The following is a 16,956-nucleotide window of genomic DNA, read 5'->3' as shown; positions in this document are numbered from 1 at the left end:
GACCGGTTGATCCGGTTAAGTAAAATGATATTTAATGGCTTTTCGATAACCCTGGAGTTATGCGAGCGATGATCGATAGCCGCGTCAAGTTTCGCCATCTGCAGACCTTTGTCGAGGTGGCGCGGCAGAAGAGCGTGATGAAGGCGGCCGAGCTGCTGCATGTCAGCCAGCCGGCGGTGACGAAAACCATCCGCGAGCTGGAGCAGGTGCTTGGCGTCGGTGTGTTCGAGCGCGACGGCCGCGGCATCAAGATCACCCGCTACGGCGAGATCTTCCTGCGCCATGCCGGGGCGGCGCTGACGGCGCTGCGACAGGGTCTCGATTCCGTGTCGCAGGAGCAGTTCGCCGATGCGCCGCCTATCCGCATCGGTGCATTGCCGACGGTCTCCTCACGCATCATGCCGCGGGCGATGGAACTCTTCCTCAAGGAAGGGGCCTTGAGCCGGGTGAAGATCGTTACCGGCGAGAATGCCGTTCTTTTGGAGCAGCTTCGCGTCGGAGATCTCGACATTGTCGTCGGCCGCCTGGCGGGCGCCGAGAAGATGGCCGGCTTTTCCTTCGAGCATCTCTATTCCGAACAGGTGGTGTTTGTCGTGCGGGCCGGCCACCCGCTGCTCGACGGCAGGCAATCGCCATTCGCCGGTTTTGCCAATTACACCGTGCTGATGCCGACGCGAGGGTCGATCATTCGGCCGGTGGTCGAGAATTTCCTCATCGCCAACGGCGTTTCCAGCCTGCCGAACCAGATCGAGACGGTTTCGGATTCCTTCGGCCGCGCGTTTCTCAGGGCAAGCGACGCGATTTGGATCATTTCCAATGGCGTGGTTGCCGACGATGTCGCCGACGGACTGCTGGCACTTCTGCCGGTCGATACCGGCGAGACCAAAGGACCCGTCGGATTGACGATGCGGGCCGATGCGGTGCCGTCGCTGCCGCAATCGATCCTGATGCAGACGATCCGGGAAGCGGCGGGGGAAATTTCCGGTAAACCGTGATCGGGACGATGCGGTTGTGCGGCCTACTGTCCGCAGGATATTTTCTCGGCGGGCGACGCTTTAAATTTGCTTGATGAATGCCCAGATTTGGACTAAATCTATTTCAAGACAGGAGGCTTTCATGCAGCATGCCAGACAGTCTGAGCAAGCGGACGGCCAAGGGCCGCAGCGGCTGGATACCGGGCGCTTCGCCCCGGCAAACCGAAAAAGGCTGAGCGCGCCGGCACTGCGGACCTTTCTGGCGATCGCCGATCTCTGGGGCCTTACCGAAGAGCAGCGTCTGCTCGTGCTCGGTTATCCATCCCGCTCGACCTACCATAATTGGGCCAAGCAGGCGCGCGAGCACGGCGCTTTCACGCTGGATGTCGATACGCTGACCCGGATCTCGGCCGTGCTCGGCATTCATCAAGCGCTGGGGGTGCTTTTTGCCGACGAACGCGCCGGCGTTGCCTGGCTGCGCATGCCGCATCAGGCCCCTATTTTCGGCGGGCAGCCGCCGCTTTATGTAGTGACGAACGGCACCCAGGACGGATTGATGACCGTGCGGCGATTTCTCGATGGTGCTCGCGGCGGTGTTTATATGCAGCCGAACGCGCTGGATGAAGCATTCACGCCCTACGAAGCCGCGGACATCGTGCTCCGGTGAGTGACCGTTTTGCCCAGGCGCCGCGTCCGTCCTACCGGCTGATCCCGTCGCAATTTCCGCCGATCGGTCTTTTCGACACGGTGACGCGGGCGGCCGATCTCGATGCCGTGATGGATCTTGTCGGCTGGACCAACGACCGCCTCGTCGCCGATCGCATCCAGCGGCTTCCACAAGACGAGTGGGTCTATGGCATGCCGAACGCCAGTATCGTGATGGCGTCGTTCCTGCATGTCGCGCCCGGTGGAATGCGCTTCAACGGCCCCGATCTCGGCGCCTGGTATGCAGCCGACAATCTGAAGACAGCCGCCGCCGAGGTCGGCCACCATCTCCGGCGCGAGGCTGTCGCGCGCGGGGTTTCCACGATGGCCCGCACCTACAGATGCTACGCGGCCACTCTGCATGGCGACTACCTCGATATTCGCAGAGAACAGGCGCTGCGGCCCGAGATCTATGACGGCACCAGCTACGCCGCGTCGCAGGTGTTCGGCGAGCAGGTGCGTTCGAAAGGCGGCGCCGGCATCCTCTATGACAGCGTCCGGCTCAGAGGCGGGGTGAATATCGTCGCGCACCGGCCGCGCAACATTTGGGACGTCGTGCAGGCCGATCATTTCGAAATCACCGTTTCCGCCACCGACCGCCGCATCGATGTCAGGAAACTCGCGGCCTGACGATGCAATCCGGTTCTCAAACCGGCAGGCGGTCGGCCCATGCCCTTACCGCCTTCGCCATCGTGGCGAGGTGATCGGCGCTGGAGAAGCCGGAGATCTTCTTGCGCGGCTTGAGGTCATGGTCGCCGTCTTCGAGCCAGAGGATCTCGATCTTGTCGGAAAGATCGTAGCCCGGCACCTCGTCCCGCGTGCCGAATTCGTCGCGTGTTCCCTGGCAGATCAGCGCGGGCGTCGCCAGCCCCTCGAGATGGGCGGTGCGCAGCTTCTCCGGCTGGCCGGGCGGATGAAAGGGGTAGCCGAGGCAGAGCAGGCCGGCGATCTTTCCCCTGCCATACAGATCGTCGGCGATCATGCTGGCGACCCTGCCGCCCATCGACTTGCCGCCGATGATCAGCGGGCCGCCGGCGCCAAGCTCGGCAATGGCTGCTTCATATTCGGGATTGAGCGTTTCGGCGCGCGGCGGCGGCTTGCGGTCATCCGAGGTGCGGCGGGCGGCCATATAGGAAAATTCGAAGCGGGCGACGCGGAAGCCGGCGCCGGCAAGCGCCTCCGCCGCGGAGGTCATCGATGCAGAATCCATCGGCGCGCCGGCGCCATGCGCGAGAAGGATCGTGAAGCGCGCATCCGACGGCCCCTGCAGCAGAAACCTGTCCATCATCGGCATCCTCTATCCCGTCACCGGAACCATGTCGGTGGTCGTGACTTCTTCCTTGAAAGGAGACGGACCATGCCGACGAATGATGCAAACGTAAAGCCCGAACAGCGCCGCCCCCGCGATGTCAGGTCCATTCCCGAAAAGCCGGAGCCGGCTGACGAAGAATCCGTGGCAACACCGGTCGTCCAGCCGGGCGGCGTCAAGGACAAAAGTGAGCGGCCGGTGGTCAATCCCGTCACCGGCGTTGCCTTTTAACGGCCGGTCGTAAACTAGAGCATAATGCCGAAAAGTGTAGGCGGTTTTCGGACGACATCATGCTCTAACTCTATAATTTAGAACAGGATTCAGATTTTAGACCAGCCGGGCCTAAAATCATCCTGTTCTAGGGTGCAGGACGCCCCTTGAAACCCTGCGGTAAAAGGTACATATAGCGGCCCTGCCTGAAAAACGGATGCGTGGGGTATCGACGTCGTCGAACCGTTCGCCGTCCGACAGGATAAGGGCGCTCCCCGCAAGGGTCGAGCGCCCTTTTTGCTTTTGGCTCTGCCTAGAGCATGATGCCGAAAAGTGTGAGCGGTTTTCGGACGACATCTGCTCTAACTCTTTAATTTAGAACAGGATTCAGATTTTAGGCCGACCGGGCCTAAAATCATCCTTTTCTAAGCGGATTTTTCGCGCCCTATTGTCGATTTTCGCATCTGTCGTTCGTCATTCCAATGATGTGCCGAATTCCTTGTGGTTTCAGCACGTCTGGCAACAGAAGGAGGATATCGTCATGGATAATCAGCATCTGGTACCCGCCGCAGTGCTCGCGGCGAAGAACGGCGTTCGGTTCCCCAATGAGAGCGAGGCCTATCGCAGCGCCCGCGATGCGCTGCTCGCCGAAGAGATCGAATTGCGCCGGCACATCGAGCGCGTGGCAAGACAGCGCCGGGCCCTGCCGCCGGGCGGCGAGGTGAAGAAAGACTACCGCTTCGAAGGCAGCAATGGCCCGGTATCCTTCAGCGAGCTCTTCGCCGACAAGGACACGCTTGTCGTTTACAGTTACATGTACGGGCGTGAACGCGAGCGCCCATGCCCGATGTGCACCTCGTTGCTCTCGGCCTGGGATGGTGAAGTGCCCGATATGCAGCAGCGCGTGGCGTTTGCCGTCGTCGCCCGCTCGCCGATCGAAAGGCTGCTTGCCTTCAAGAAGGAGCGCGGATGGCATCACCTGCCGCTTTATTCGGACATGACCGATGAATACAGCCGCGATTATCACGCGATCGGCAGGGACGGCAGCGACGGCGCCGCCTTCAACATCTTCACGCGGCGCGACGGCACCATCCGTCATTTCTGGAGCGAGGAGATGGGCGAGGCGACGGCCGATCCCGGCGAGGATCCGCGCGGCGCGCCCGATCTGATGCCGCTCTGGACCGTGCTCGATGCGACGCCGGAAGGCCGGGCGCCGGACTGGTACCCGAAGCTATCCTATTGAGGCCGTGGGCCGTCAGCCGGTCGAGCGGTTTCTGGAGGTCTCGATCCATTCGAGATTGGTCACCGAAGCCTCCGGCAGCGGCGGCGCATCGATGTCATAGACATAGCCGGCGAGCATATCGGCGGCGCGTTCCGCTGCCTTGATCTTCGCCTCGGTTTCCGCGACCGCCTTGCCGATCGCTTCGATGCGGGCGCGGAACATGTGAGCGAGCACATCGCGGCCGGACTGTTTTTCGAGTCGTTCCAGATGCAGCCCGATTCGCGAGGCGTGACGCTCCAGTTCGCTCTTGCTGAAACGCGCCTTGCGCAATTCCTCCGAGAGGCTGTCCTGCATGACCGCGACGGGATCGAAGCTTCCCGGCGCCCGCTCGTCGAGCACCGCATCGGTGACGAGCTTCTCGATCATGACAAGCGCCTGCAGCTCGGCCGCATCGGCGAATTCAACGTCGTAGCCGGTATCGTCGTAAACCTTGCGGCGGACGGGATCGAGAAGCAGCGCATAGGCTTTCTGCAGATTGTCGAAGGCGTCCGTATCGCCGCCCGAATCGGGGTGGGCGACCTTGGCGAGGCGCCGATAGGCGGCCTTCAGCTTTGCCTCGTCCGCATCGCGGTCAACGCCGAGAATTTCGTATGGGTCCGTCACGCCTTCTCCCCTGCTGCCCCTGAAGTTGCGGGCAGTCTAGGTCTTCTTTTGCATCACAAAGGCAAAGTTTAGACCGAAAGCGGGAATGCCGTCCATGGCCCGATATGAAAATGATCGGCGCGAGAGGCCGCGGCCGGCGCATATTCATTTTTAATTTCAATATGTTACAGGAATGTCAGCCGGCGGTGATCGATACGAGATAACATTTTGCATCGCCGTCGATTTCAAGTTCGGCTCCGGCCGCATTCTCTATCAGCAACGCATCGCCGGCTGCCAGCGCGCCGGTCTCGTCGCCGCGCCGGAATGACAATACGCCGCTGTGGCAGAGCAACAGGCATGTCGGCGCTGGAAGCAGCATGCTGCTGCTGCCATCGAGTTCGATCCGGCTGAGCGTATGGGCGAGCCCTTGGCGGCGCGTCATGACGTTGAGATCGGTGATCGCGCCGTCCTGAAGCCTGGCTGCGACCGGAACATCCGCCGGGAAGGCCAGGGGATCGCTCGCCACCGTCAGCAGCACCGGTGCGCGGCCTTCGATGTCGAGCGCCATGCCGTTGCCGTCGAGAATCACAAGCGTGCGGTCGATGCTGGGAAAGATCGAAAACGGTCCGTCCGTCGCAACCGTCGCCATGCTGACGCGCCAGTCGAAGCCGGCAAGGCCGGCCTCTTCGGGCGAAACGGCGATCTCCACCGTTTCGCCGCCGCCGTTTTTCCACGGCATCCGCTTATGATCGCTGGCGTGCAGGATCCGCATGGGCTCAGTTCCTGAGGATGCCCGGCAGGCGCAGGCCCTTTTCCCTCGCGCAGTCGAGGGCGATGTCGTAGCCGGCATCGGCGTGGCGCATGACGCCGGTGGCCGGGTCGTTCCAGAGCACCCGCTCGAGGCGCTTTGCCGCATCGTCGGTGCCATCGGCGCAGATGACGACGCCCGAATGCTGGGAGAAGCCCATGCCGACGCCGCCGCCATGATGCAGCGATACCCAGGTGGCGCCCGAGGCGGTGTTGAGCAGGGCGTTCAGAAGCGGCCAGTCGGAGACGGCGTCCGAGCCGTCCTTCATCGCTTCCGTTTCGCGGTTCGGCGAAGCGACGGAACCCGAATCGAGATGATCGCGGCCGATGACGATCGGAGCGGAAAGCTCGCCATTCCTGACCATTTCATTGAAGGCGAGAGCCAGGCGGTGACGATCGCCGAGGCCGACCCAGCAGATGCGCGCCGGCAGGCCCTGGAAGGCGATGCGTTCTCTCGCCATGTCGAGCCAGTTGTGCAGGTGGGTATTGCCGGGGGTCAGTTCCCTCACCTTGGCATCGGTCTTGTAGATATCCTCCGGGTCGCCTGACAGGGCGGCCCAGCGGAAGGGGCCGATGCCGCGGCAGAACAGCGGTCTTATATAGGCCGGCACGAAGCCGGGGAAGGCGAAGGCGTTTTCCAAGCCTTCTTCCTTGGCGACCTGGCGGATGTTGTTGCCGTAGTCGAGGGTCGGAATGCCGGCGTTCCAGAAGGCGATCATCGCTTCGACATGCTCGCGCATCGAGGCGCGCGCCGCTTTTTCCACCGCCTTCGGATCGCTTTCGCGCTTGGCCTTCCATTCGGCCATCGTCCAGCCCTTCGGCAGGTAGCCGTTGATCGGGTCGTGGGCCGAGGTCTGGTCGGTGACCATGTCGGGGCGGATGCCGCGACGGACCATTTCCGGCAGGATTTCGGCGGCATTGCCGAGCAGGCCGACGGATTTGGCTTCGCCTGATTTGGTCCAGCGGTCGATCATCTCGAGCGCTTCGTCGAGCGTTTCGGCCTTGGCGTCGAGATAGCGGGTGCGCAGGCGGAAATCGATCGAATCGGGATTGCATTCGACGGCGAGGCAGCAGGCGCCGGCCATGACGGCGGCGAGCGGCTGAGCGCCACCCATGCCGCCGAGACCGCCGGTCAAAATCCACTTGCCCTTGAGATTGCCGCCGTAATGCTGGCGTCCGGCCTCGACGAAGGTCTCGTAAGTGCCCTGCACGATGCCCTGCGTGCCGATATAGATCCACGAGCCGGCCGTCATCTGGCCGTACATGGCAAGACCCTTCTTATCCAGCTCGTTGAAATGGTCCCAGGTCGCCCAATGCGGCACGAGGTTGGAATTGGCGATCAGCACACGCGGCGCATCCTTGTGGGTACGAAAAACGCCGACCGGCTTGCCGGACTGCACCAGCAGCGTTTCTTCTTCCGTCAGCGTCTTCAGCGTCGCTACGATGCGGTCGAAATCCTCCCAGGTGCGGGCGGCGCGGCCGATGCCGCCGTAAACGACGAGCTCGTTCGGATTTTCCGCGACATCAGGGTCGAGATTGTTCATCAGCATGCGCAGCGGCGCTTCGGTCATCCAGCTCTTGGCATTGAGCTCGTTGCCGCGGGGCGCGCGGATTTCGCGGATGTTATGGCGTGGATTGCTCATGGCGGTTCCCCTGTCGTGTGATCGTTATCGTTTCAGGCCGGGTGCGATCTGCTCGATGCGCACCAGAATGTCTTTGAGATGGATGCGAAGCCTGTCGGCCTTGGCGGCGTCATAGGCAAAGGGCGGCACCTCGCTTTGCAGATGGGTCGATTGCGCGAGCTCCATCTGGATCGCATGCACGCCGATCTCCGGCCTGCCGTAATGGCGGGTCGTCCAGCCGCCCTTGAAGCGGCCGTTGAGCACGCTGTCATAGCCTTGCGCGGCTTCGACGACGGTGAGCGTCGCCTGCTCGATGGCGCCGTCGCAGGTCTTGCTCATATCGGTGCCGATGTTGAAATCCGGCAGCTTGCCTTCGAAGAGGAAGGGAATATGCGAGCGGATCGAGTGGCAATCATAGAGGACGGCCACGCCGTGGATTGCTCTGACGCGCTCGATCTCGGCGGCAAGAGCCGCATGATAGGGCGCATGAAAATCCCTGAGCCGCGCCGCGATATCGGGCTCGTCGGGCGCCTGCCCATCCTTCCAGATCGCCTTGCCGTCGAAGTCCGTTTCCGGGACGAGACCGGTGGTGTTCTGGCCGGGATAGAGGCTGACGCCGGCGGGATCGCGATTGGCGTCGATCACGTAGCGGTGGAAGGTGGCGCGCACGGTCGTCGCGTCATCGAGCAGCCCGTCATAGAGCTCGTGGATGTGCCAGTCGGTATCGGCGAGGATCCGGCCGTTGTCGTTGAGGCGATCGTAAATCGCCGGCGGGACGTCGGTGCCGGTGTGGGGGAAGGCGAGGATGACAGGGGAGGTGCTCCGATGGATTTCGTATGGTTCGGTCATAAGCAAAGAGCTCCGGCGTCTCGGGCATTACCCCCCTCTGTCCTGCCGGACATCTCCCCCACAAGGGGGGAGATCAGCTGGGCGGTCCCGCTCGTTCCAGCATCGATTGTTTGGGGAGATTCCACCCGCGAGTCGATCTCCCCCCTTGTGGGGGAGATGCCCGGCAGGGCAGAGGGGGGTACCAAGTGCACAAACATCACGATCAACCCTCCAGAACCGGCAAGATGCCAGATGAAACCGAGGCGTTCAGCGCGCCCGTTGCCACCAGCTCGGCGGCGGCGGCGAGGTCGTTTGCCATGTAGCGGTCGATGTCGAGGCTCGGAACCTTGCTGCGGATCGCGGCGATCGCCTTCAAGAGCTCCGGGCTCGTCGACAACGGCGCGCGCAGTTCGACGCCCTGGGCTGCGGTCAGCGCCTCGATGCCGATGATGGAAAACAGGTTTTCGGTCATCTGCAGAAGGCGGCGGGCGCCGTGGCAGGCCATCGAGACATGGTCTTCCTGATTGGCCGAGGTCGGCGTCGAATCGACCGAGGCCGGGTGCGACATCTGCTTGTTCTCAGACATCAGCGCCGCCGAGGTGACTTCAGCGATCATCAGGCCGGAGTTCAGGCCGGGCTTCTTGGCGAGGAAGGCCGGCAGGCCGTAGGACAGCGTCGGATCGACCAGCAGCGCGATGCGGCGCTGTGAGATCGCGCCGATCTCGCAGATGGCAAGCGCGATCTGGTCGGCGGCGAAGGCGACGGGTTCGGCGTGGAAATTGCCGCCCGAGACGACCGAATTGTCCGACAGAACCAGCGGATTGTCGGTGACCGCATTGGCCTCGATTTCCAGCGTGCGGGCGACCGAACGCAAGAGGTCGAGGCAGGCGCCGTCGACCTGCGGCTGGCAGCGGATGCAATAGGGATCCTGCACGCGCTCGTCGCCCTCGATATGGCTCTGGCGAATGATGGAGTTTTCGAGCAGGGCGCGAAGCGCGGCTGCGGTATCGATCTGTCCCTTATGGCCACGCAGTGTATGGATATCGGCGTGGAAGGGCGCCGAGGAGCCCATCGCCGCGTCGGTCGACATGGCGCCGGTGATCAGCGCCGACTGAGCGGCGCGGTGGGCGCGGAAGAGGCCGGCAAGCGCCAGCGCCGTCGAGGTCTGCGTGCCGTTGATCAGCGCCAGGCCCTCCTTGGCGGCGAGCGCGACGGGCTTCAGCCCGGCCCTTGCGAGGGCCTCGGCGCCGGAAAGACGTTCGCCGGCGAAGAAGGCTTCGGCCTCGCCCATCATCACCGCCGCCAGATGGGCGAGGGGCGCAAGATCGCCGGAGGCGCCGACCGAGCCCTTTTCCGGAATCAGCGGGATGACGCCTTTCTCAAGCATGCCTTCGATCAGCCGCACCAGCTCCAGCCGCACGCCGGAGGCGCCGCGGCCGAGCGAAACCAGCTTCAGCGCCATGATCAGCCGCACGATATTTTCCGGCAACGGCGCGCCGACGCCGCAGCAATGCGACAGGATGAGATTGCGCTGCAGCGTGGCGACATCGGCGCTGTCGATCTTGATCGAGGCGAGTTTGCCGAAGCCGGTGTTGATGCCATAGACCGGCGCGTTGCCGGCGGCGATCTCGGCGATGCGGGCGGCGGCCTTGGCGATGCCGGCATCGAAGGCGGGATCGAGCCTTGCCGGCTCGCCGGTCCAATAGATGATTTCCAGGTCCTTAAGCGAGACAGAGCCCGGGTGGAGCGTAATGGTCATCGGCCGTTCCTTTCGCCCTTGAAGACGCGTGCATGAAGTGGGTTGAAGCCGATGCGGTAGACGAGCTCGGCGAGGCTCTCGACATCCCAGACGGCAAGGTCGGCAGACTTGCCGGCTTCGAGCGTTCCGGTCTCGCCGATGAGGCCGAGCGCGCGCGCACCTTCGCGGGTGGCGCCGGCGATACATTCCTCGACGGTGAGGCCGAACAGCGTCGCCGACATGTTCATGGTGAGCAGCATCGAGGTCAGCGGCGAGGTGCCCGGATTGCAATCGGTGGCAATCGCGATCGGCACGCCGGCCCGGCGCAGCGCCTCCACCGGCGGTTTCTGCTTCTCATGGATGGCGTAGAAGGCGCCGGGCAGCAGCACGGCGACGGTGCCGGCAGCGGCCATCGCGGTAACGCCGTCCGCGTCGAGATATTCCAGATGGTCGGCCGACAGCGCACCATAGCTGGCTGCGAGTTTGGCGCCGCCGAGATTGGAGAGCTGCTCGGCATGCAGCTTGACCGGCAGGCCAAGCGCCTTCGCCTTGTCGAAGACGCGGGCGATCTCGGTCGTGGAAAAGGCGATGCCTTCACAGAAGCCGTCGACGGCATCGGCCAGGCCGAGATTATGCACGTCATCAAGGCCGGGCAGCACGACATCGTCGAGATAGTCGCCGTTGCGGCCCTTGTACTCCGCCGGCGTCGCGTGGGCGCCGAGATAGCTGGTGGCGACCCGGATGGGCCTGATGTGGCCAAGAAGGCGGGCGCCTTGCAGCATCTTCACTTCGCCGAGCCTGCTCAGCCCATAGCCGGATTTGATCTCGATCGTGGTCACGCCTTCGGCAAGCAAAGTGTCGAGCCGCAGCAGGGCCTCGGCGACGAGTTCTTCGACCGACAGCGCATTGGTCGCCTTGACCGAGGAGACGATGCCGCCGCCGGCGCGCGCGATCTCCTCATAGGTCGCGCCCTCCAGGCGCATCTCGAACTCGCGGGCGCGATTGCCGCCGTGAACGATATGGGTGTGGCAGTCGACGAGGCCAGGCGTCACCCAGCGGCATTCGAGATCGACGATCTCGGAGTGCTCGATGGCCGATGCCGGCAGCTCGCTTTCGGCGCCGGCAAAGGCGATACGGCCGTTTTCGGTGAGCAAGGCGCCCTTTTCAACGATGCCGAGCCCTGCTTTGTCAGGCGCGAGCGTCGCCAGGCGCGCATTGCGCCAGAGCACCGGCCTGACGTCGGCGGATGGGGTACGTTCAGAAAAATTGTTCCCGGTCATCAGCTTTGCGCCTTTCCTTATGCCAAAACATGTATATACATAATAAGCAGGTGACAAGAGAAATTTTGCGCGCTCTTCTGGAAAAGAAAGATCGGCGGGCGCGGGCAGGAGGAAAGGAAGGTCATGACCACACTTCACGCAGGCACGGCGCTGACACCGCAAGGCTGGCAGAAGAATGTGCGGCTGACGCTCGAAGCCGGGCGGATCGCACGGATCGAAGCGGGCGTTTCTCCGGAGGCCGGCGACGAACGCCACGCTCTGATCGTTCCTGCCATGGGCAATCTGCACAGCCATGCCTTCCAGCGGGCGATGGCCGGTCTTGCCGAAGTGCGCGGCCCGGCAAACGACAGCTTCTGGAGCTGGCGCACCGTCATGTACAAGTTCGCCCTGGCGATGACGCCGGAGCATGTCGAGGCGGTTGCCGCCAAGCTCTATGCGGAAATGCTGGAGACCGGATTTTCGCGCGTCGGGGAGTTCCACTATCTCCATCATGACAAGGACGGCACGGCCTACGCCAATATTGCCGAGCTTGCCGAGCGCATCGGCGCTGCAAGCGAAGAGACCGGCATCGGCCTGACCCTACTGCCGGTCTTCTATGCCCATTCCGGCTTCGGCGGCGCAGCGCCGATCGACGGCCAGCGGCGCTTCATCAATTCGCTCGAAAGCTTCGAAAGGCTGATGGAGGGATGCCGGGCGGTGACCGGCCGGCTCGACGGCGCCGAACTCGGGCTCGCGCCGCACAGCCTGCGCGCCACGACACCCGAGGAGTTGGCAAAGCTCGTGCCGATGGCCGGCGACGGTCCGATCCACATCCATGTCGCCGAGCAGGTGAAGGAGGTCGAGGACTGCGTTGCCTGGTCCGACGCGCGGCCGGTGGAATGGCTGCTCGATCACATGCCTGTGGATGAGCGCTGGTGCCTGATCCATGCGACCCATATGACCGAAGACGAGACGCGGCGGATGGCGAAGAGCGGCGCGATTGCCGGGCTCTGCCCGATCACCGAAGCCAATCTCGGCGACGGGGCCTTTGCCGCGCCGCTTTTCCTCGAAGAAGGCGGACGTTACGGCATCGGTTCGGATTCCAACGTGCTGATCTCGGTGCCGGAGGAACTGCGCCAACTCGAATATTCGCAGCGCCTGGCGTTGCGCGCCCGCAACGTCATCGCAGCCCCCGGCGGCTCGACGGCGCTTCGTCTGTTCACAGAGGCGCTTGCCGGCGGCGGCGCGGCGCTCAAGGCCCCGGCCGGTCTCGCCGAAGGCCATCACGCCGATCTCGTTTCGCTCGATATTTCGGCCGTTCCCTATCTCTCCGGCGATCAGATCCTCGATCACTGGCTGTTTGCCGGCGGCGTTTCGGTCGATTGCGTCTGGACACGCGGCCGCAAGCAGGTGGCGGGCGGGCGTCATCTCAAGCGCGAGGCGATCGACCGCCGTTTCCTTGCCGCGATGGGCGAATTGCTGGCTGCCTGAAAAAGAGCTTTTCACAGCCGGGTATTGGATTTAGATCGGGGGACCAATCGGAACGTGGCGATGAACCAAAGCAAGGATCCCACCTTGCACCAGCGCATCCTGGGCGAGATCGAGGGCCGTATCGTCTCGGGCGAATGGCCGCCGGGGCATCGCATTCCCTTCGAGGTCGATCTCGCCACGCAGTATGACGTCTCGCGCATGACGGTGAACAAGGTTCTAACCCAGCTCGCCAAGGCCGGCCTCATCGAGCGCCGCAAGAAATCCGGCAGCTTCGTCACCCAGCCGCAGGCGCAGTCGGCGATTCTCGAAATCCACGACATCAAGGCCGAGGTGCAATCGCTGAACCTGCCCTATTCCTATGCGGTTTCGAAGAAGGTGAGCCGCAAGGCCAAGGCGGAAGACAGCCGCCGGCTGGAACTGCCGGCCGCCTCTTCGGTGGTCGAGGTGATATGCATCCACAATGCCGGCGCGCGGCCCTTCTGTCTGGAGGAGCGGCTGATCAGCCTCGAAACCGTGCCGGAAGCCGCCGATGCCGATTTCCTGACGGTGGCGCCAGGCCCCTGGCTGCTCAATCAGGTGCCGTGGAGTGCGGCCGAGCACCGGATCCATGCCATATCCGCGAGCGCCGAGCTCGCCACGGCTCTCGACATCCCGCGAAACACCGCCTGCCTCGTCGTCGAACGCCGGACCTGGAGCGGCGCCGGGCCGGTGACACATGTACGCTTTACCTATCCCGGCGACCGTCACGCGCTGGTGGCGCGTTTCACGCCGGCGTCGCAGTAGGTTCCATATACAAGATATCCGGTGTTTTACTCTTCGAACATCTTGCCGCTGCGCGCTTCCAGCCGATAGCGATAGCCGGGATAGACGAGGCGAGCGGTTGATACCACCTGTTTTGCGGACCATGTGCGCCGGCGGATCGTCAGGCACGGCTCGGTCTTCAGGATGGTCAGCAGCTTGCATTCCCAGGCCTGCGGCATCGCCGCCTCGACCACGTGCTCGGAGCCGCTGAGCGGGGCGGCGGCGGTCAGATAGGCGTTCGGTGTCAGCGTCGTGAAATCCTGATCGAGATATTCGGGTGCGGCCTCCGGATGGACGAACCGGTCCTCGATCTGCACCGGGACGCCGTTTTCGCTGTGCACGATCAGTGAGTGAAAAACCGCCGCGCCGATGGGAAGCTCCAGCGCGTCCGCCACTTCGGGAGAGGCTGTTTCCCGGGCCAGAACGACAACCGACGCCTGGTGTTCATGGCCGCGCTCGGCGATTTCCTCGGCAATGTTGCGCACTTCGAACAGTGCCGAATAGCCCTTGCGCTCGGCAACAAAGGAGCCGACGCCCTGGATGCGGACGAGTTCGCCTTCATTGGCGAGTTCGCGCAGCGCCCGGTTGGCGGTCATCTTGCTGACGCCGAGCTCGACCACCAGCTCGTTTTCCGACGGCACCCGATATTTCGGCGGCCATTCGCCGCTATGGATGCGATCGAGGATCACCTGTTTGACGCCGGCATAAAGGGGCGTGCTGTCATTTCCCGCCAGCTCGCGCTTCATCTCCCCGGAACGCTTCATTGCCTATTCCTTTTGCACGAATGGAATTCGCCACATAAACCGACTTTCCTCTTGCATATCACAAAATATCTCATATGGTACCATATACAACCTCCCAATCGATCCTTGAGACATAAATAGGGCTGAGAGGGCAAGCCGGCGAAGATCGGCGATGGTGCCGCACGGTCAGTTTCAACATCAGAGGAGAATTCATCGATGAAATTCAGCGCCATTCTGTTTTGCGGCGTCGCCGCCCTTTCTACCTTTGCAGCGCCTGCCTTCGCCAAGGACTGGACGAAGGCGACCATCACGCTCGAAGGCGCGTATGCGCCGTGGAACCTCACCAACGCCGACGGCACGCTCGGCGGCTTCGAGCCCGAGCTTGCCAAGGTGCTCTGCGAGCGCGCCAAGATCGAATGCACGCTCGTCGCTTCCGACTGGGACGGTATGATCCCGGCGCTCAACGCCGGCAAGTTCGACGTCATCATGGATGCGCTGTCGATTACCGAAGAGCGCAAGCAGATCATCGACTTCACCATTCCCTATGCCGCCACGCCCGCTGCCTTCGCCACGGCCAAGGACAGCCCGCTGGCCAACGCCGCCGGCACCGGCGCCACGATCAAGATGACGACCGGCCAGACCGGCGTGAAGGAGATCGATGCGCTCAAGGAACTCTTCAAGGGCAAGACGATCGGCATCCAGGCGGCCACCGTCTACGCCAAGTTCGTCTATGACAATTTCGGCGACATCGCCGAGATCCGCGAATACAAGACCGGCGCCGACCGCGACCTCGACCTGCAGAACGGCCGCATCGACCTCGGCTTTGACGACGCCGTCTATTTCGCCAATGCCTTCCAGACCGCCAACGGCGCGCTTGCCTTCACCGGTCCGGAGATCGTCGGCCCGATCTGGGGCGAGGGCGAAGGCCTCGGACTGCGCAAGGCCGATACGGACCTGCGCGACAAGTTCAACGTGGCGATCAAGTCGGCGCTTGCCGACGGCACGGTCAAGGACCTCTCGATGAAGTGGTTCAAGATGGACGTCAGCCCGCAGCAATAAGCGTTTCGGCCTTTCGGCCGCAGACACGGGTCTCCGGCTTTATCGCCGGGGACTGCGTGTTATTGTCAATCCACAAAACACTGCCGCGGACGGGGAACGGACGATATGGCAAGTTTGGAACTGCTTGGCTTCGGCTCGACGGGGTGGGGCGCGCTGCTCATTTTCGCCGCCTTGATGACGCTGGCCGTCACCGCGACGGCGCTTGCGATCGGCGCGGTGCTGGGCGCGATCGTGGCGGGTGCGAAACTCTCCGGTAATCCCTTCTTCGTGGCGCTCGGCAATGTCTATACGACAGTGTTCCGCGGTGTACCGGAACTGCTGATCATCTATCTCATCTATTTCGGCGGCTCCTCGGCCGTGACCTCGATCGGCAAGGCGATGGGTTACGAAGGGTTCCTCGGCCTGCCGTCCTTCGCCGCCGGCGCGCTTGCCGTCGGCATCATCTCCGGCGCCTATCAGGCCGAAGTGTTCCGCGGCGCCTTCCTGGCCATTTCCAAGGGCGAACTCGAAGCGGCTTCGGCGATCGGCATGCATCGCGCCATGCGCTTTCGCCGCATCATCATGCCGCAGGTGCTGCGGCTGGCCATTCCCGGCCTCGGCAATGTCTGGCAGCTCAGCCTCAAGGACTCGGCGCTGATCTCGGTCACCGGCCTTGCCGAACTGATGCGCACCAGCCAGGTCGCGGCGGGTTCCACCCGGCAATATTTCCTGTTCTTCATCGCCGGCGGCTGCCTCTACCTGATCCTGACCAGTCTCTCCGACCGTATCTTCAACGGCGCGGAACGCCGCGCCAATCGCAGCATGCCGGCTTCCGCCATGGGCCAGGCGTAAGGAGGCGACGATGGATTTCACCTTTCTCGCCTCGACCATGGTGACGCTGCTCAAGGCGGTGCCGACGACGCTGATCCTGTTTTCGCTGTCGATCTTCTTCGGCGGCCTGCTGGCGCTGGTCATCGTCACGATGCGGGTCAGCGGCAACCGCTATCTGTCGGGCTTCGCCAAGGGCTATATCTTTGTCTTCCGCGGTTCGCCGCTGCTGATCCAGATGTTCCTGGTGTTCTACGGCCTCGGCCAGTTCGGCGTCATCCGCTATTCCTTCCTCTGGCCTTTCCTGCGCGAGCCGATGGTCTGCGCCGTGCTGTCGCTGGCGCTCTGCACCGCCGGCTACACGGCGGAAATCTTCCGCGGCGGCATCCGCGCCGTGTCCCCGAAGGAGATCGAGGCGGCCCGCTCGATCGGCATGTCCGGCTTCCTGCTGGTGCGCCGCATCCTGGCGCCGATCGCCTTCCGCCACGCGCTGCCGGCCTATTCCACCGAGATCGTGCTGATGATGAAGTCGACGGCGCTCGCCAGCCTCGTCACGGTCTGGGAAGTCACCGGTGTCGCCCAGCGGCTGATCTCGCAGACCTACCGCACGATGGAAGTCTTCCTCTGCGCGGCGATCATCTATCTCGTTTTGAACTTCATCATCCTGCAGGGCATGGCCCTGCTCGAATATTCGCTGTCCCGGCACCGCCGTGCGATTCCGCAGGCGCTGAGGGCATAA

General features: G+C 63.3%; 18 protein-coding genes. 10 read left to right on the top strand and 8 right to left on the bottom strand.

What is annotated here, in order from left to right; all coding sequences use genetic code 11:
• The first annotated feature begins 68 nt into the window (after positions 1-68).
• The 3 genes from pcaQ (at position 69) to ATY77_RS28050 (ending at position 2,309) form a co-directional block, all read left to right on the top strand.
• Positions 69-995: a pca operon transcription factor PcaQ gene (pcaQ, locus tag ATY77_RS28060; protein WP_088689767.1), complete on the top strand. Its 927-nt coding sequence runs from the start codon at positions 69-71 to the stop codon at positions 993-995.
• 121 nt (positions 996-1,116) lie between these two features.
• The gene (locus tag ATY77_RS28055) at positions 1,117-1,641 is read left to right on the top strand and encodes an MbcA/ParS/Xre antitoxin family protein (RefSeq protein ID WP_088689766.1); all 525 of its coding nucleotides are present in this window, start codon (positions 1,117-1,119) and stop codon (positions 1,639-1,641) included.
• The gene (locus ATY77_RS28050) at positions 1,638-2,309 is read left to right on the top strand and encodes an RES family NAD+ phosphorylase (RefSeq protein WP_088689765.1); all 672 of its coding nucleotides are present in this window, start codon (positions 1,638-1,640) and stop codon (positions 2,307-2,309) included. The genes ATY77_RS28055 and ATY77_RS28050 overlap by 4 nt, the downstream gene beginning before the upstream one ends.
• Positions 2,310-2,325: 16 nt before the next feature.
• Here ATY77_RS28050 and ATY77_RS28045 read toward each other — a convergent pair whose 3' ends face one another.
• Entirely contained in the window at positions 2,326-2,967 is a 642-nt protein-coding gene (locus ATY77_RS28045) for an alpha/beta family hydrolase (RefSeq protein WP_088689978.1), read from the bottom strand.
• Positions 2,968-3,036: 69 nt separating this feature from the next.
• On the opposite strand from ATY77_RS28045, the gene ATY77_RS28040 reads away from it, so the two are divergent.
• Both ATY77_RS28040 and ATY77_RS28035 read left to right on the top strand, forming a co-directional pair.
• A complete protein-coding gene (locus ATY77_RS28040; protein ID WP_088689764.1) occupies positions 3,037-3,219 on the top strand; it encodes a hypothetical protein in 183 nt (60 codons plus the stop codon).
• A gap of 520 nt (positions 3,220-3,739) precedes the next feature.
• Positions 3,740-4,441 carry a DUF899 family protein gene (locus ATY77_RS28035; RefSeq protein WP_088689763.1) on the top strand — a complete coding sequence of 234 codons (702 nt, stop codon included), beginning with the start codon at positions 3,740-3,742 and terminating at the stop codon, positions 4,439-4,441.
• A gap of 12 nt (positions 4,442-4,453) precedes the next feature.
• Here the strand turns inward: ATY77_RS28035 and ATY77_RS28030 are convergent, their stop codons facing one another.
• The 6 genes from ATY77_RS28030 to hutI form a co-directional block, all read right to left on the bottom strand.
• Positions 4,454-5,083 carry a J domain-containing protein gene (locus ATY77_RS28030; protein WP_088674729.1) on the bottom strand — a complete coding sequence of 210 codons (630 nt, stop codon included), beginning with the start codon at positions 5,081-5,083 and terminating at the stop codon, positions 4,454-4,456.
• 175 nt (positions 5,084-5,258) lie between these two features.
• Entirely contained in the window at positions 5,259-5,834 is a 576-nt protein-coding gene (locus ATY77_RS28025; protein WP_088689762.1) for a HutD family protein, read from the bottom strand.
• Positions 5,835-5,838: 4 nt separating this feature from the next.
• Positions 5,839-7,512, bottom strand: a complete 1,674-nt coding sequence (gene hutU, locus ATY77_RS28020; RefSeq protein ID WP_088689761.1) for a urocanate hydratase — start codon at positions 7,510-7,512, stop codon at positions 5,839-5,841.
• A gap of 24 nt (positions 7,513-7,536) precedes the next feature.
• Positions 7,537-8,340: an N-formylglutamate deformylase gene (hutG, locus tag ATY77_RS28015; RefSeq protein ID WP_088689760.1), complete on the bottom strand. Its 804-nt coding sequence runs from the start codon at positions 8,338-8,340 to the stop codon at positions 7,537-7,539.
• A 202-nt stretch (positions 8,341-8,542) separates the two neighbouring features.
• Positions 8,543-10,078, bottom strand: coding sequence for a histidine ammonia-lyase (hutH, locus tag ATY77_RS28005; RefSeq protein ID WP_088689759.1), 1,536 nt, complete (start codon positions 10,076-10,078; stop codon positions 8,543-8,545).
• Positions 10,075-11,337: an imidazolonepropionase gene (gene hutI, locus ATY77_RS28000; RefSeq protein WP_088689758.1), complete on the bottom strand. Its 1,263-nt coding sequence runs from the start codon at positions 11,335-11,337 to the stop codon at positions 10,075-10,077. Before hutI ends, hutH begins: the two co-directional genes overlap by 4 nt.
• A 123-nt stretch (positions 11,338-11,460) precedes the next feature.
• Between hutI and ATY77_RS27995 the strand changes: the two genes are divergently transcribed.
• On the top strand, positions 11,461-12,807 hold the full coding sequence (locus ATY77_RS27995; RefSeq protein ID WP_088689757.1) for a formimidoylglutamate deiminase: 1,347 nt from the start codon (positions 11,461-11,463) through the stop codon (positions 12,805-12,807).
• 60 nt (positions 12,808-12,867) lie between these two features.
• The gene (hutC, locus tag ATY77_RS27990) at positions 12,868-13,590 is read left to right on the top strand and encodes a histidine utilization repressor (RefSeq protein ID WP_088674722.1); all 723 of its coding nucleotides are present in this window, start codon (positions 12,868-12,870) and stop codon (positions 13,588-13,590) included.
• 26 nt (positions 13,591-13,616) lie between these two features.
• On the opposite strand, the gene hutC (ATY77_RS27985) is transcribed toward hutC (ATY77_RS27990), so the two are convergent.
• Entirely contained in the window at positions 13,617-14,372 is a 756-nt protein-coding gene (gene hutC, locus ATY77_RS27985; RefSeq protein ID WP_088689756.1) for a histidine utilization repressor, read from the bottom strand.
• 195 nt (positions 14,373-14,567) lie between these two features.
• On the opposite strand from hutC (ATY77_RS27985), the gene ATY77_RS27980 reads away from it, so the two are divergent.
• The 3 genes from ATY77_RS27980 (at position 14,568) to ATY77_RS27970 (ending at position 16,956) form a co-directional block, all read left to right on the top strand.
• On the top strand, positions 14,568-15,410 hold the full coding sequence (locus tag ATY77_RS27980; protein WP_088689755.1) for a transporter substrate-binding domain-containing protein: 843 nt from the start codon (positions 14,568-14,570) through the stop codon (positions 15,408-15,410).
• A 105-nt stretch (positions 15,411-15,515) separates the two neighbouring features.
• On the top strand, positions 15,516-16,241 hold the full coding sequence (locus tag ATY77_RS27975; protein ID WP_088689754.1) for an ABC transporter permease subunit: 726 nt from the start codon (positions 15,516-15,518) through the stop codon (positions 16,239-16,241).
• 10 nt (positions 16,242-16,251) lie between these two features.
• Positions 16,252-16,956, top strand: a complete 705-nt coding sequence (locus tag ATY77_RS27970; protein ID WP_088689753.1) for an ABC transporter permease subunit — start codon at positions 16,252-16,254, stop codon at positions 16,954-16,956.

It is taken from the genome of Rhizobium sp. R634, assembly GCF_002211305.1.
Classification (GTDB): Bacteria; Pseudomonadota; Alphaproteobacteria; order Rhizobiales; family Rhizobiaceae; genus Rhizobium.
The sequence above is the reverse complement of the archived record's forward strand: the minus strand, read 5'-3'. Positions and strand labels throughout refer to the sequence as shown.

Coding starts and splice junctions, on each gene's coding strand:
- ATY77_RS27970 (WP_088689753.1), top strand. CDS start 16,252: ATGGATTTCACCTTTCTCGCCTCGACCATGGTGACGCTGCTCAAGGCG.
- ATY77_RS27980 (WP_088689755.1), top strand. CDS start 14,568: ATGAAATTCAGCGCCATTCTGTTTTGCGGCGTCGCCGCCCTTTCTACC.
- ATY77_RS28040 (WP_088689764.1), top strand. CDS start 3,037: ATGCCGACGAATGATGCAAACGTAAAGCCCGAACAGCGCCGCCCCCGC.
- hutG (WP_088689760.1), bottom strand. CDS start 8,340: ATGACCGAACCATACGAAATCCATCGGAGCACCTCCCCTGTCATCCTC.
- ATY77_RS28045 (WP_088689978.1), bottom strand. CDS start 2,967: ATGATGGACAGGTTTCTGCTGCAGGGGCCGTCGGATGCGCGCTTCACG.
- ATY77_RS27995 (WP_088689757.1), top strand. CDS start 11,461: ATGACCACACTTCACGCAGGCACGGCGCTGACACCGCAAGGCTGGCAG.
- hutC (WP_088689756.1), bottom strand. CDS start 14,372: ATGAAGCGTTCCGGGGAGATGAAGCGCGAGCTGGCGGGAAATGACAGC.
- hutC (WP_088674722.1), top strand. CDS start 12,868: ATGAACCAAAGCAAGGATCCCACCTTGCACCAGCGCATCCTGGGCGAG.
- hutI (WP_088689758.1), bottom strand. CDS start 11,337: ATGACCGGGAACAATTTTTCTGAACGTACCCCATCCGCCGACGTCAGG.
- ATY77_RS27975 (WP_088689754.1), top strand. CDS start 15,516: ATGGCAAGTTTGGAACTGCTTGGCTTCGGCTCGACGGGGTGGGGCGCG.
- ATY77_RS28025 (WP_088689762.1), bottom strand. CDS start 5,834: ATGCGGATCCTGCACGCCAGCGATCATAAGCGGATGCCGTGGAAAAAC.
- ATY77_RS28035 (WP_088689763.1), top strand. CDS start 3,740: ATGGATAATCAGCATCTGGTACCCGCCGCAGTGCTCGCGGCGAAGAAC.
- hutH (WP_088689759.1), bottom strand. CDS start 10,078: ATGACCATTACGCTCCACCCGGGCTCTGTCTCGCTTAAGGACCTGGAA.
- ATY77_RS28055 (WP_088689766.1), top strand. CDS start 1,117: ATGCAGCATGCCAGACAGTCTGAGCAAGCGGACGGCCAAGGGCCGCAG.
- hutU (WP_088689761.1), bottom strand. CDS start 7,512: ATGAGCAATCCACGCCATAACATCCGCGAAATCCGCGCGCCCCGCGGC.
- pcaQ (WP_088689767.1), top strand. CDS start 69: ATGATCGATAGCCGCGTCAAGTTTCGCCATCTGCAGACCTTTGTCGAG.